This window comes from Rhodococcus oryzae, from assembly GCF_005049235.1.
Classification (GTDB): Bacteria; Actinomycetota; Actinomycetes; order Mycobacteriales; family Mycobacteriaceae; genus Rhodococcus_G; species Rhodococcus_G oryzae.
In genome coordinates this window covers 22,944-39,238 of the sequence record NZ_SUMD01000020.1, presented here as the reverse complement: position 1 = coordinate 39,238, position 16,295 = coordinate 22,944, and the positions used below count along the sequence as shown (strand labels likewise).

Sequence of the window (16,295 nt, the reverse complement as noted above, 5' to 3'; positions counted from 1 at the left end):
CGGGTGAGCGGATGTACCGGACGGGTGACTTGGTGACGTGGACTGCCGGCGGTGAGTTGGAGTACATCGGTCGTACTGATTTCCAGGTGAAGTTGCGTGGTTTGCGGATCGAGCTCGGCGAGATCGAATCGGCCATGCTCGCCCACGAGCGGGTCGCCCAGTCCGTCGTTCTGGTGCGCAGCGACCTGCACTCCGGCGAGCAGCTGGTCGGCTACGTCGTCCCGGTCGAGGGTGCGGCCGTCGATGTCGATGAGCTGAAGGCGATGGTCGGGCGCACGCTCCCCGCCTACATGGTCCCGGCAGTCGTGGTTGTGCTCGAGGCGTTCCCGGTGAATGCGAGCGGCAAGCTCGACCGCAAGGCGCTGCCCGCACCCGTGTTCGAGGCCAAGGTCTTCCGGGCACCGTCCACCCCGATCGAAGAGATCGTCGCCGGCACGTTCGCGGAGGTGCTCAAGGTCGAGCGGGTCGGTCGTGACGACGACTTCTTCGAGCTCGGCGGTAACTCGCTGATCGCCACGCAGGTCGCGGCCCGTCTCGGCGTCGCGCTCGACACCACCGTGCCCGTTCGAGAGTTGTTCGAGGCGTCGACGGTGGCGGGCCTGGCGTCCCGCATCGAATCGCATGCCGGGGACGGCGGCCGCCTCGCTCTGGTCGCGATGGAGCGTCCCGCGCAGATTCCGTTGTCGCTGGCTCAGTCCCGGATGTGGTTCCTGAACCAGTTCGACACCGCGTCGGCGGTGAACAACATTCCCGCCGCGGTGCGTCTGTCGGGATGTCTCGACGAGGCGGCATTGCAGGCGGCTGTCACTGACGTCATCGGACGCCACGAGATCCTGCGCACGATGTACCCGGACACCGCGCAGGGCCCGGTGCAGGTGATCGTCCCCGTGGCGCAGGCGGTCCCCGACCTGAACCCGATCGAGGTGTCGGAGTCGGAGCTGCTTGCCCGGGTCATAGCCGAGGCGTCGGGAGGCTTCGACGTCACGCAGGAGGTGCCGATCCGTGCGCGGCTCCTGCGGGAAGGTGAGACCGACCACGTCCTGATGATCGTGGTGCACCACATTGCGGCTGACGGTTTCTCCATGGGGCCGCTGGTTCGCGACGTGATGGTCGCCTATGCGGCGCGCAGCGCCGACATGGCACCGGCGTGGATGCCGCTACCGGTGCAGTACGCCGACTACACCCTGTGGCAGCGGGAGGTACTCGGCTCCGAGGATGATTCCGCATCGCTGATCTCCTCGCAGCTGCAGTACTGGACGGCGGCGTTGGCAGGGCTGCCCGATCAGCTCGACCTGCCTGCCGACCGCCCCAGGCCCGCCGTCGCTTCGTATCGCGGTGCGACACAGGGCTTCACGATTGCTGCGGACCTGCACGTGGCGCTCGCAGAGCTCGCGCGCAAGCACAACGCCACCATGTTCATGGTGGTGCACGCGGCGCTGTCCGTGGTTCTGTCGAGGATTTCGGGAACGCAGGACATCGCGGTCGGTACGCCATTTGCCGGTCGCGGTGACGCCGCCCTCGACGACCTCGTCGGCATGTTCGTCAACACTCTCGTCCTGCGCACCCAGATCGAGGCGGACTCGAACTTCGAGGAGGTGCTCGAGCAGGTACGCGGCGTGGACGTCGCGGGGTTCGCTCATGCGGACGTTCCGTTCGAGCGGCTTGTGGAGGTACTCAGCCCGACCCGCTCGCAGGCGCGTCACCCGCTGTTCCAGGTGGCGCTGTCCTTCCAGAACTTCGAGATGGCCACCCTCGAACTGCCCGGTCTGAGCGTGAGCGGTGTCGATTTCGATGCCAGGATCGCAAAGTTCGACCTCCAGATGACGATGACCGAGTCGATCGACGCCAGCGGTGTCCCGTCCGGGATGGCTGCCGAGCTGACCTACGCCACCGATCTGTTCGACGACTCGACGATGCGCGAGTTCGAGCGTCGATTCCTCCGGGTGCTCGAGTCCGTGGTCGCGAACCCCGTTGTCGCGGTTGGCGACATCGACATTCTCGATTCCGTCGAACGGGATCTCCTACTCTCCGAGTGGAACTCGTCGGGCGCCGATGCCGGGGTCGATTCGACCCTCGTCGACCTGTTCGACGCCACCGCGGCCGGTCACGGTGACGCGGTGGCCCTGCGGTTCGCCGACGATTCGATCAGCTACCGGGAACTGGACGAGCGAGCTAACCGGCTTGCCAGGAAGCTGATCTCGTGCGGTGTGGGCCCGGAGTCGCTGGTCGCGGTCGCGCTGCCGCGGTCGAGCGAGCTGGTGATTGCGCTGCTGGCGGTGGTCAAGGCCGGTGGCGGATACCTGCCGGTCGACCCCAACTATCCGGCGGACCGCATCGAGTACATGCTCGCGGACGCGAAGCCGATCTGTGTGATCAGTTCGGCCGACAGCGAGATGGCGCTGCCCGTCGAGCTCCTGGTGATCGAATCGGACACCCTGGATCTGTCCGAGTTCGACTCGGCCACGGTCACCGATGCGGACCGACTGGCCCCGCTGTCACCCGCCAACGTGGCCTACGTGATCTACACGTCGGGATCCACGGGTAGGCCGAAGGGTGTGCTCGTTCCGCATCAGAACGTGGCACGGCTGTTCGCGAACACCCAGTCAGAGTTCGGGTTCGACGATTCGGACGTCTGGACTATGTTCCACTCCTACGCGTTCGACTTCTCGGTGTGGGAGCTGTGGGGCCCGCTCCTTTACGGCGGCACGCTGGTCGTGGTGGACTTCTTCACCTCTCGTTCGCCCGAGCAGTTCCTGGAATTGCTGCGGCGCGAGCGAGTGACGGTTCTGAACCAGACGCCGTCCGCGTTCTACCAGCTGGCCGAGGCCGACCGGCTCGCCGAGCCCGGCTCACAGGACCTGGCACTGCGATACGTCGTCTTCGGGGGCGAGGCCCTCGAACTGCGTCGCCTGTCCGACTGGTATTCGCGACACGGTGACCGGGCTCCCCGACTGGTGAACATGTACGGCATCACCGAGACCACTGTGCACGTCTCGCATCGTCAGGTCGACGAGGCGATGGCATCGGCGGCGTCGGCGAGTGTTGTCGGACAGGCGATCGCGGGTCTGCAGGTGTTCGTGCTGGATACGCGCATGCGACCGGTCCCGGTTGGCGTGCCAGGAGAGATGTACGTCGCGGGCGTCCAGTTGGCGCGTGGATATCTCGGGCAGCCCGCGCTGACCGCGGGTCGATTCGTGGCGAATCCGTTCGGCGGAGCGGGTTCGCTGTTGTACCGCTCCGGTGACCTCGCCCGGTGGAACCGGCACGGCGACCTCGAGTACCTGGGGCGTGCGGACGACCAGGTCAAGGTGCGCGGCTTCCGGATCGAACTCGGCGAGATCGAGTCCGCTGTCCTTGCGCAGGAGTCGGTCGGTCAGGTTGCGGTGGTGGTCCGCGAGGACACACCAGGCAACGTGCGACTGGTGGCCTATGTGGTGCCCGCCGCGGGTGTGGCGCTGGACATGGACGCGGTCCGGGCGGGCACCGCGGCATTGCTGCCGGAGTACATGGTGCCCGCGGCGTACATGACGCTCGAGGACATCCCGCTCACCGCGAACGGCAAGCTGGACCGGAAGGCGCTGCCTGCTCCTGTGGTCGAGGCACGGGCCTTCCGGGCCCCCTCGACGCCGGTCGAGGAGATCGTGGCGAACACCTTCGCCGGCGTGCTGGGGCTGGACCGGGTCGGGCTCGACGACGACTTCTTCGACCTCGGCGGGAACTCACTGATCGCAGCGCAGGTGACCTCGCGCCTCGGCGTCGCGCTCGACGCCCGGGTCCCGGTGCGGGCGCTGTTCGAGTCCTCGACGGTAGTCGCACTGGCGGCTGCGCTCGCGGCGCGTGCGGGTGAGGGCGCCCGACCCGCGCTGGTGGCACAGGACCGGCCCGAGCGGCTCCCGTTGTCACCCGCGCAGCAGCGGATGTGGTTCCTCAACCGGTTCGACACCACCTCGACCGCGTACAGCATCCCGATGGCGATCCGGTTGCTCGGTGACCTGGACGTCGCGGCGCTCGAGGCGGCGGTCGGTGACGTGTTCGCCAGGCACGAGTCGCTTCGGACTATGTACCCGGAGACCCCGGATGGGGCGGTCCAGGTGATCGTCCCTGTCGCACAGTCGATCCCGGATCTGATGCCGGTCCAGACCCGAGTGGAGGACCTGCCGGAGCTCCTCATGGAACTCGCCTCCACCCAGTTCGACGTCACGGCGGAGGTGCCGGTCCGGATCCGCCTGTTCCAGCTCGAGGCGGGAATCGAGTCCACGGGGCGGCCGGAGTTCGTGCTGGCCTCGGTCGTCCACCACATTTCGGCGGACGGCTCCTCGATGGCGCCGTTCGTCCGCAACATCATGATCGCCTACTCGGCGCGCGTCGAGGGTCGTGAGCCCGACTGGGCACCGCTGCCCGTGCAGTACGCGGACTACGCGTTGTGGCAGCGCGAGGTGCTGGGCAGCGAGGACGATCAGGAGTCGGTGTCCGCCCAGCAGATCGGATACTGGCGTGAGGCGCTCGCCGGCCTGCCCGACCAGCTGGACCTGCCGAGCGACCGCCCCCGGCCGCCCGCGCAGTCGTACAACGGCGGGCGGGTCGCGTTCGATATCGACGCCCGCGTGCACCGTGGCCTGAGTGAGCTGGCCCGGTCCCAGAGTTCCACCCTGTTCATGGCCACGCACGCCGCGCTTGCGGTGTTGCTGGCCAGGCTGTCGGGCACCGACGATATCGCGGTCGGGACGCCGATCGCCGGTCGCGGCGAGGCCGCACTCGACGAACTGATCGGAATGTTCGTCAACACCTTGGTCTTCCGCACCCAGGTGGACGGCAGCCTCGGCTTCGCCGACCTGCTGGCGGGTGTGCGCGAGACGGACCTGCAGGCTTTCGGACACGCGGACGTGCCGTTCGAGCGTCTCGTGGAGGTGCTCAACCCCGCGCGCTCCACGGCCAGGCACCCGCTGTTCCAGGTGGGCTTCTCGTTCCAGAACGTGGCACAGACCAGCCTGGAGTTGCCCGGGCTGGAGGTCTCGGCACTCGACGTCGACACCCAGATCGCCCAGTTCGATCTCCAGTTGTTCCTCACCGAGCGGTACGACGCCGACGGCGCGCCTGCCGGGCTGGACGCACTGTTCAGCTTCGCGACCGACCTCTTCGACCAGTCGACCGTGCAGCTGTTCGCGGATCGGTTCGTTCGGATCCTCGACGCGGTCATCGTCGATCCCACCGCGGCGGTGGGTGACATCGATCTGCTCGATACCACCGAGCGCGACCTGGTGCTGGCCGGGTGGAACGCCACCGAGGCGACCGTTCCGGCGGTCACGCTGGTGGACCTGGTCGACGAGCAGGTGGCCGCTGTGCCCGATGCGGTGGCCTTGTCGTTCGAACAGTCCGAACTCACCTACCGTGAGTTCGACGCCCGGGTGAATCGCCTGGCACGGCGACTGATCTCGGAGGGGGTCGGCCCTGAGTCGCTGGTCGCCCTGGCGATGCGACGGTCCGTCGACCTCGTCGTGGGTATGTACGCCGTGGTCAAGGCGGGTGGCGCCTACGTGCCGATCGATCCGGACCATCCGACCGAGCGGATCCAGCAGATCCTCGAGACCGCCGCGCCCGTCCTGGTGCTGACGACCTCGCGCGACGGCTTCGACGGTGCGGGAGGAGGAACGGCCCTCTGCGTCGACACCCTCGATCTCTCCGGCCTTCTGGACGGCCCGATCGGGGATGCCGAGCGGATGGGCCCCCTACGGGCGTCACATCCGGCATACGTGATCTTCACGTCGGGTTCGACCGGGCGCCCCAAGGGGGTCGCGGTGAGCCATGGCGCGATCGTGAACCAACTGGTGTGGATGCGCTCCGAGTTCGGTTTGGACGGTACGGACTCCGTGCTGCTCAAGACCGCGGCGACCTTCGACCTGTCGGTGTGGGAGTTCTGGTCCGCGTCGGTGTCGGGTGGCCGCACGGTGATCGCGAAGCCGGGTGGGCATCAGGATCCGGACTATCTGCTCGACCTGATCCGAACGCAGTCCGTGACGACGCTGCACGCGGTGCCGTCGATGCTGTCGATGCTCGGGTCGGCGGCCGCGGGCGGCGCGCTGTCGGCCTCGCTGCGGCGGGTGCTCGCGATCGGTGAGGCGCTGCCTGCGGCGACCGCACAGGCGTTCCGCGGTGCGAACGCCGCGGACCTGTTCAACCTGTACGGCCCGACGGAGGCCGCGGTGTCGGTGACGTCGCACGAGGTCGCCGACGAGGACACCGGGTCGGTTCCGATCGGTGTGCCGGAGTGGAACACACAGGTCTACGTGCTCGACGATCGCCTGCGCCCGGTGCCCGCGGGCGTCTCCGGCGAGCTGTACCTGGCCGGCGCCCAGCTGGCACGCGGGTACTACGGCCGGGCGGATCTGACCTCCGACCGTTTCGTGGCGAATCCGTTCGGCTCGGCGGGGGAGCGGATGTACCGCACGGGTGACCTGGTCGCATGGCGACCGGACGGCAACCTGGAGTACTTGGAGCGCAGTGACTTCCAGGTGAAGGTGCGCGGCTTCCGGATCGAGCTCGGCGAGATCGAGTCGGTGCTTGCCCGCGACGAGTCGGTCGGCTCCGTTGTCGTGGCGGCGCGGACCGACGCGCAGACCGGTGACCGACTGGTGGCGTACATCGTCGCCGCCGCCGGTCAGGAGGTCGACACCGCGGCGCTCAAGGCCGAAGCGGCGAGGTCGTTGCCCAGCTACATGGTCCCGGCCGCGTTCATGGAACTCGATGCGATGCCGTTGACCGTCAACGGGAAGCTCGACCGAAAGGCATTGCCGGATCCGGAGTTCACCGCCACCGAGTTCCGTGAGCCGACCACGATCGTCGAGCAGTTGGTGGCGGACACCATCGCCGGTGTGCTCGGCGCCGAGCGGGTCGGGCTGGACGACGACTTCTTTGCGCTCGGCGGCAACTCGCTCGTCGCGACACAGGTCGCCGCTCGCCTGGGCGCCGCGCTGGATACCCAGGTCCCGGTGCTGTGGCTGTTCGAGGCTCCGACGGTCGGTGAGCTCGCGGTGCGGGTCGAGGCACACGCCGGTTCGGGCGGGAGGCTGGCGCTGGTCGCGGCCGAGCGACCGGAGCAGGTCCCGCTGTCCCTGGCACAGCAGCGGATGTGGGTGCTCAACCAGATGGCCCCGGATTCGGCGGCCTACAACATCCCGGCCGCGATCAGGTTGTCGGGACTGTTGGATGTGCCCGCCCTCGAAGCCGCCGTTCTCGACGTCCTCGATCGGCACGAGGTGTTGCGGACGATGTACCCGGATGGGGCCGACGGCCCCGTCCAGGTGATCGTCCCGCTCGAGGAGATGGCGCCGAGCCTGGCGCCGGTCCAGGTGACCGAGCAGGCCCTCGCCGAGGCGCTGGCACAGATGGTCGGGACCGGCTTCGACGTCACCGCCTCCGTTCCGGTCCGCGTAGCGCTGTTCGAGCTGGCACCGACCGAGTACGTCTTCGTGGTGGTGATTCACCACATCAGCGCGGACGGCTTCTCGATGGGCCCGCTGACCAGGGACGTGATGATCGCCTACTCCTCGCGGGTCGACGGGAGGGTTCCGGCGTGGGCGCCGCTGTCGGTGCAGTACGCCGACTACAGCCTGTGGCAGCGGGAGTTGCTCGGATCCGAGGACGATCCGGAGAGTCTGATCACGCGCCAGCTGGCGTACTGGACGAACGAACTGGCGGGAGTCCCGGAACAACTGGAACTGCCGACGGATCGGCCGCGCCCGGCCAGGGCGTCGATGATGGGGGGCTCGTTCGACTTCGTGGTCGGATCGGACCTCACCGATCGGCTGAGTCGCGTCGCCCGGGACCACAGCGCGACGATGTTCATGGTCATCCACAGCGCCTTCGCGGTGCTGATGTCCAGGCTGAGCGGATCGTCCGACATCGCGATCGGCACCCCGGTCGCGGGCCGAGGCGAACAGGTGCTCGACGACCTGATCGGCATGTTCGTCAACACGGTGGTGCTGCGGACCGCGGTCACCTCGGGGAGCACGTTCGAGGAGCTGCTCGGCCAGGCGAGGAGCAAGGATCTCGCCGCCTTCGGTCATGCCGACGTGCCGTTCGAGCGTTTGGTGGACGTGGTCGGGCGCCAGCGCTCGACCGCGTACACCCCGTTGTTCCAGGTCATGTTCGCCTTCCAGAACATGACCACCCGCTCGCTGCAGCTGCCGGGACTCGAGGTCTCGGCGCTCGACGACGGTTTCGACCAGGCGAAGGTCGACCTGCAGCTGACGGCGATGGAGCAGTTCGACGAGCTCGGCAAGCTCGCGGAGATCCAGATGCGGTTCACGTATGCCACGGATCTGTTCGAGCTCGAGACGATCCAACTGTTCGCGGGACGGTTCGCCCGGATTCTGGAGGCCATCGCGGAGAACCCGGCCGTGGTGCTGCGGTCGATCGACATCCTGACCGACCAGGAGCGCTCGCGGTTCGCACCGAAGCCGGCGTTCACGGTGCGTGATCTGCCGGACCTCGTCGCCGCAGCCGCGGCCGCGGCGCCGGACGCGATCGCACTCTCGCACGACGGTCGGGATGTCACCTACGGGCAGCTCGGCACGAAGTTGGTGGCGGTCTCGAAGTCGATGGGATCGGCGCTGAAACCCGAGGCTCTGGTGACCGTGTCACTGTCCGGATTGCTGCCGGGTATCCTCCCGGCGCTCGGCGCCGAAGGGCACGCGAGAGCCCTGGAATCGCTGATCAGCGCGTCCCGATCAATTGTGGAGAAAGCGCAGTCCGACAGTCCGGCGTGACCCTATAGTTCTGGCGAACGCCGCCGGACGGTGTCGAAATCTCTGTGCGTGGATTTGCCTCGGAACGGTCCGGGTCGGGGCGCAGTGTGGTATTGGGAGGAACAGCAAGATGTCGGGTCGAGATCCGCGGGGGCGGTTTCTGTTGGTCGAGGATCTGCAGCAAGTCATCGCTGCGGTAGTGAACGTTGAACCCGAGCGGCGGGCCATCACCCACCAGGGCACCGGCATCACTTACCAGACCCTGCACACCGAGTTGGAGACCCTCGACGCCGCAATGGGCGGTGCGCTGGGGCCGGACGCGTTGATCCCTGTGGTCATCTCCGGCCTGCTGCCGGACCTGGATGATTCGGGCGAAGAGGGCGGCCTGGCCCAGATCCTGGAGTCATTGCTCGCCGATGCGGCGGAGGCCAACCCGGACGCAGGGGCAGGAACGGTCACCCGGCCCGCCTCGGCACAGACCCTGGCGAGCCTGTTCGAAGAGCAGGTCGTCCGAACGCCCGACGCGATCGCGCTCGAGTTCGAGGGTGAGCGGCTGACCTACGCGGAGTTCGACGCCCGCGCCAACCGCCTCGCCCGTCACCTGCTGGCGGCGGGGGTGGGACCCGAGGATCACGTCGGACTCGCGATCCGCCGGTCCCTGGACCTGCTGGTCGGGATGTACGCGATCGTCAAGGCGGGTGGCGCCTACGTGCCACTCGATCCGGACCATCCGGCGGACCGCATCGGGTACGTGCTCGAGGTGGCGCAGCCGGCGGCAGTCCTTACCACCGCACGCGACGGCGTCCCGCTGCCGTCGAGCGTGACGGTCTTCGCGCTCGACGAACTCGACGTCTCGGGGTACTCGGCCGAGCCCGTCACCGACGCGGATCGTCGGATCGCGACGTCGGCGGACAACGTCGCCTACGTCATTTTCACGTCCGGGTCGACGGGCAAGCCCAAGGGCGTGGCGGTGTCGCATCGCTCGATCGTGAGCAACCTGCTGTGGCGGCAGCGCGAGTACCGATTCACCACGGACGACGTGATCTTGCAGAAGACTCCGTACACGTTCGACGTGTCACTGTGGGAGCTGTTCTGGCCACTGCTGATGGGGGCCAGGCTGGTCATCCCCACCCACGACGGACACCGGGATCCCGCCTATCTGGCCCGCACGATGATCGCGCGCGGCGTCACGGTCGCGCATTTCGTGCCGTCCATGCTCTCGGTGTATCTCAACGAGCCGCAGGCGGCTGAGGTCGGGTCTCTGCGCATGGTCTTCTCCTCCGGGGAGGCGTTGCCATCCGAGACGGCTGCGCGGTTCCGGGCGATCAGCTCCGCGCCCCTGCACAACCTGTACGGGCCGACCGAGGCCGCGGTGGATGTCACGCACCACGAGACCGGTGAATCGGACGGGGCCTCGATCCCGATCGGTAAGGCGGTCGCGGAGACCGAGCTGCTGATCCTGGACGACGGCCTGCGTCCGGTTCCGGTCGGTGTCCCAGGTGAGCTGTATCTGGCGGGCGTGCAGCTCGCGCGCGGGTACGTCGAACGCCCGGAGCTGACGGCGGACAGGTTCGTGGCGAACCCTTACGGCGAGCCCGGCGCCCGCATGTACCGCACCGGCGACCTGGTCCGGTGGCGAGCGGATGCGGCCGTCGACTATCTCGGGCGCATCGACTTCCAGGTCAAGCTCCGCGGCCTTCGCATCGAGCTCGGTGAGATCGAGTCGGCACTGCTCAGCCGTAGCGAGATCGCACAGGCTGTCGTCGTCGTGCACCAGGACCCGACCGTCGGCGAACACCTCGTCGCCTACGTGGTCGCGACCGTGGGCACGGTCCCGGACCACCGCGAGCTCACAGCGGACCTGAAGCAGAAGCTGCCGGACTACATGGTGCCGTCGCTGTTCGTCGCCCTCGAGTCCTTCCCCTTGAACGCGAGCGGCAAGCTCGACCGTAAGGCGTTGCCGACCCCGGACTTCTCGTCCCTCGCCCGCGAGTACCGGGCGCCGAGCACGCCGACGGAGGAGAAGCTGACCGAGTTGTTCTCCGATCTTCTCGGGCTCGAGAAGATCGGCGTGGACGACGACTTCTTCGAGCTCGGCGGCAACTCACTGATCGCGACCAGGGCCATCGCAAGGTTCAACGGTGAATTCGGCGTCCGAATCGACGTGCGTGAATTCTTCGATGCGCCGACCGTCGCCGAGCTCGCGCTCGTCATCGAGGGTGCGGCGGACGGGGCTACCAGCGCGATCCCGCTCGTCGCGCGCGAGCGTCCGGACCGGATTCCGTTGTCGCTGGCTCAGTCTCGGATGTGGTTCCTCAACCGGTTCGACACAGAGTCGACGGTGAACAACATCCCGATGGCCGTTCGCCTGCGGGGTCGGCTCGACCTCCCCGCGATGCAGGCTGCGGTCGCCGACGTCGTTGCGCGGCACGAGGTGCTGCGGACCGTGTATCCGGACTCGGCAGAGGGCCCGGCCCAGGTGATCCTGACGGCCGATCAGGCGACGCCGGACCTTACCCCGCTGGCGGTGTCCGCCGACGAGTTGCTGCCGCGGGTCATCGCGGACATCTCGGTCGGATTCGATGTCACTTCTGTAGTGCCGATGCGGGCAAGCCTGTATCAGGTCGACACGGATTCGGCCGTCGACGCCGAGTTCGTGCTGGTTCTCGTCGTACATCACATTGCGGCCGATGGATTCTCGATGGGGCCGCTGATCCGGGACGTGGTGACGGCGTATGCGTCCCGCTCGGTCGGCGACGCGCCCTCGTGGGCTCCGCTTCCGGTGCAGTACGCGGACTTCAGCCTGTGGCAGCGCGAGGTGCTCGGCTCGGAGGACGATCCGGAGTCGGTCATCGCCAAGCAGCTCGACTACTGGCGGCACGAGCTGGCGGGGCTGCCCGCGCAGCTGGACCTGCCCGGTGATCGGCCGCGACCGGCGGTCGCCTCCAACCGCGGTGCCACCCATCGATTCGAGATTGCTCCCGAGCTGCTGGCGCAGCTCAACTCCGTTGCCAGGGAGAACAACACCTCGCTGTTCATGGTCGTGCATGCGGCAGCGGCGATCCTGCTCGCCAGGCTCTCGGGTACGTCGGACATCGCGATCGGAACGCCTGTCGCGGGCCGTGGCGAGGCGGCGATCGATGACGTGATCGGCATGTTCGTCAACACACTGGTGCTGCGGACCCAGGTCGAGACGGCGGAGTCGTTCACAGACCTGCTGGCCCGGGTGCGGGCTGGCGACCTCGGCGCATTCGGGCATGCGGATGTGCCGTTCGAGCGGCTGGTGGAGGTGCTGAACCCGACCAGGTCGCAGGCACGGCACCCGCTGTTCCAGGTCGCGATGTTCTTCCAGAACCTCGGACAGACCGCGGTTGAACTGCCCGAGTTGAGCGTCAGTGCGGTCGATTTCGACCCGCAGATCGCCAAGTTCGATCTGCAGTGGACCTTCCTGGAGACGGAGCAGGATGCCGGCGAGGCAGCCGGGATGACGGTCCTGCTCGCCTACGCGACGGACCTGTTCGACGAGGCGACGGCGGTCGAGGCGTTCGGGGACCGGTTCGTGCGGGTGCTGGAGGGCGTCGTGGCGGCGCCAGGTCGACCCGTGGGCGACCTCGATCTGCTCGAGGCCGGCGAGCACGATCGGGTAGTGGTCGGGTGGAACGACTCCGCACACCCACTGGACGCGGGTGAGTTGCTGCTCGACGCGTATGACGCCCAGGTTCTCGTGTCGCCCGATCGGACCGCGGTCGTCTACGAGGGTGACTCGCTGACGTATTCGGAGTTCGCGGAGCGGGTCAACAGGTTGGCCCGGTTCCTGATCTCGGCGGGCGTCGGACCAGAGTCGTTGGTGGCATTGGCCGTTCGTCGCTCGCTCGATCTGGTGGTCGGGATCTACGCGGTTCTCGAGGCCGGCGGCGCCTATGTTCCGGTGGATCCGGATCACCCGATGGACCGCATCGGCCACATCCTCGACACCGCGTCACCTGCATGTGTGTTGACCACCTCGCGAGACGGGTTCCAGGTTCCGGGGGACAGGTCTGTCTTCTGCATCGACGCGATCGACGTGTCGTCCTTCTCCGCCGAGCCGCTGACCGACGCGGATCGGGTGGCGATCTTGCGGCCGGAGCATCCGGCGTACGTGATCTTCACGTCAGGATCGACGGGCAAGCCGAAGGGCGTGGCCGTGAGCCACGGCGCGATCGTGAATCAGGTGGCCTGGGTGCAGGCCGAGTACGAGCTCGGCGCCGCGGACGTGTACCTGCAGAAGACCGCGACGACATTCGACGTCTCGTTGTGGGGGTATTTCCTGCCGCTGCGGGTGGGTGCGACGCTGGTGGTGGCGACGCCGGACGGGCACCGGGACCCCGCGTATGTGGCGGAGGCGATCCGGCAGCGGGGCGTGACGGTGACGGATTTCGTGCCGTCGATGCTGGCGGTGTTCTCCGACCTGGTCTCGTCGACGGGCGGCTCCGTGGAGGAATTGGCCTCCCTGAGGCACGTTTTCGCCATTGGGGAGGCACTGCCCGCGGAGACGGTCCGTGGTTTCCAGAACGTCTGTGCTGCCCGCCTGCACAACCTGTACGGGCCGACGGAGGCCGCCGTTTCCATCACCTACGCGGAGGTGACCGGCGGGGTCACGGGTGGCTCGGTCCCGATCGGCCGTCCTGAGTGGAACTCGCAGGCGTTCGTGCTCGATTCGCGGCTGCGGCCGGTCCCGGTGGGCGTGCCGGGCGAGCTGTACCTGGGCGGCGTGCAGTTGGCGCGCGGTTACTACGGCCGTGTGGACCTGACCTCGGATCGGTTCGTGGCGAACCCCTTCAACGCGGGTGAGCGGATGTACCGCACCGGCGATCTGGTGACCTGGACCGCGGATGGTGAACTCGACTACATCGGTCGTACCGACTTCCAGGTGAAGTTCCGCGGGCAGCGGATCGAGCTCGGTGAGATCGAGACGGCGCTGCTGGCACATCCCTCGGTCAGTCAGTCTGTGGCCCTGGTCGTGGGCACACCGACCGGTGATCAGCTGGTCGGCTACGTGGTGCCCTCTGCCGGCTCCGACGTCGATGTCGAGATGCTTCGGAGCGCGATCGGCCAGTCGCTGCCCACATACATGGTGCCGTCGGCCCTGGTGGTCCTCGAGACATTCCCGTTGAACGCGAGCGGCAAGCTGGACCGGAAGGCATTGCCCGCACCGGTGTTCGAGGCGAAGGTGTTCCGCGCGCCGACGACACCGGTCGAGCAGATCGTCGCGGATGTGTACGGCGAGGTTCTCGGCATCGAGCTCGTCGGCCTGGACGACGACTTCTTCGACCTGGGCGGCAACTCGCTGATCGCAACGCAGCTCATGGCTCGGCTCGGCGCGGCGCTCGATGCCCGGGTGCCAGTGCGCGAGCTGTTCGAGGCGTCGAGTGTCGCGGGGCTCGCGGCGCGCGTGCAGGTGCATGCCGGTGCCGGCGGACGCGTCGAGCTGACGGCGAAGCCGCGCCCGGAGACGATCCCGTTGTCGATGGCGCAGCAGCGCATGTGGTTCATCAACCAGTTCGACACCTCCTCCGCGGCGAGCAACATCCCGGTTGCGGTTCGCCTGACCGGTCAGCTGGACACCGAGGCGCTGCAGGCGGCGATCGGGGACCTGGTGGCGCGGCACGAGGTGCTGCGCACCGTGTACCCGGCGCTCGACGGCACCGGGCATCAGGTGGTCCTGCCCGCCGCGTCAGCGTCGGTGGATCTGGCCGCGGTCACGGTCCGCGAGGACGAGCTGTTGGAGCGGGTGATCGAGGTCGCGACGCAGGGCTTCGACGTCACCGCCGGGGTACCTGTACGGGCCGCATTGTTCGCCGTGGCGGGTACCGATGAGCACGTGCTGGTCCTGGTCGTTCACCACATCGCAGGCGACGGCTTCTCGATCGGTCCGCTGACCAGGGATGTGATGGTGGCCTACGCCGCCAGGTCGGCGGGCGAATTGCCGGGGTGGGCGCCACTCGCGGTGCAGTACGCGGACTACACGCTGTGGCAGCGTGAGGTTCTCGGGTCCGAGGAGGACCCGGCCTCGCTGATCTCCCAGCAGATCTCGTACTGGTCGGAGACCCTCGACAGGATGCCCGTCCAGCTCGACCTGCCCGCGGATCGCATGCGTCCGTTGGTCGCCTCCAACATCGGTGACACGGCGGAAGTCACCATCGTGGCCGAGTTGCACCGCGGACTGATCGACCTCGCCCGCTCGCACAACTCGACGATGTTCATGGTGCTGCACTCGGCGCTGGCCGTGCTGCTCGCCCGGCTCAGCGGAACCGAGGACATCGCGGTCGGCACCCCCGTCGCGGGGCGTGGTGAGGCCGCGCTCGACGATCTGGTCGGCATGTTCGTCAACACCCTGGTCCTCCGGACGCAGGTGGCGTCCGACCGGTCGTTCGCCGAGATCCTCTCCGCCACCCGCGAGGTGGACCTGTCCGCCTTCGCGAACGCCGATGTTCCGTTCGAGCGGCTCGTGGAGGTGCTCAGCCCCGAGCGTTCCCAGTCCCGGACCCCGTTGTTCCAGGTGGCGCTTGCGCTCCAGAACTTCGGCCAGACCTCGGTGGAACTGCCGGGTCTTCGGGCCGAGGGTCTCGATTTCGACCCGAAGGTGGCTCGTACCGACCTGCAGGTGAACCTGTCCGAGAACTTCGACGACGAGGGCTCGCCGTCGGGCATCATCGGTGGATTCAACTATGCGACAGACCTGTTCGATCGCCGCACGGTCGACGGCTTCGTCGCCCGGTTCGTCAGGGTGCTCGAGTCGATCGTCGCGGAGGCCGGTTCGCCGGTGGGCGACATCGAGATCCTCTCGCCTGCCGAGCGCGCCGAACTCGTCGTCCGTGACGGTGGCCGGGACGCCGAACCGCAGACCCTGGCCGAACTACTCACCTCCGCAGTGGAATCGGACCCGTCGGCGGTCGCGATCTCGGCGGACGGCAGGCTGATGACCTACCGTGAGCTCGACGAGGGGTCCTCCCGCCTCGCGCGGGTCCTGATCGCGGGCGGCGCGGGCCCGGAGTCGGTCGTAGCGATGGCTCTGCCGCGTTCGGTGGAGTCGGTCCTGACCGTGTGGGCGGTGGCGAAGACCGGCGCCGCGTACCTGCCGGTGGACCCGAACTACCCGGCCGACCGGATCGAGCACATGGTGTCCGATTCGGGTGTCGTGATCGGTATCACGGCAAGCCATCTGGTCGATCGACTGCCGCGCTCGGTGCGGTGGCTGCCCTTGGACGACGGCGATCTCGAAGCACAGTGCCTGCGGGCGTCGGCCGCGCCGCTGTCGGATGTGGATCGCCTTGGCCCGGTCCGGCTGGATCAGCCCGCCTACGTGATCTACACCTCGGGCTCGACCGGCAAGCCGAAGGGCGTCGTCGTCACCCACACCGGGCTCGCGAACTTCTGCAAATATCAGCGCAGGGATGCCGGCGCGTCGGCGGATTCGCGGATCCTGCACTTCGCCTCGCCGAGCTTCGACATCTCCGTCAACGAGATGCTGCTCGCCGCGGGAGCGGGCGCGCGTCTGGTGATCTGCCCGAC

The 16,295-nt window shown here is 67.9% G+C and carries 2 protein-coding genes (1 of these 2 only partly in view); both read left to right on the top strand.

Features of this window, described 5'->3' with window-relative positions:
* A partial coding sequence (locus tag FCG67_RS24560; protein ID WP_136912190.1) for an amino acid adenylation domain-containing protein occupies positions 1-8,765 on the top strand: 8,765 nt, incomplete at its 5' end.
* Between the two features lie 178 nt (positions 8,766-8,943).
* Positions 8,944-16,295 carry the beginning of a non-ribosomal peptide synthetase gene (locus FCG67_RS24555; RefSeq protein WP_169310609.1) on the top strand. Its footprint extends 21,028 nt past the window's final position, so 7,352 of the gene's 28,380 nt are visible here — the first part of the coding sequence; the start codon lies at positions 8,944-8,946; its stop codon lies beyond the right edge, outside the window.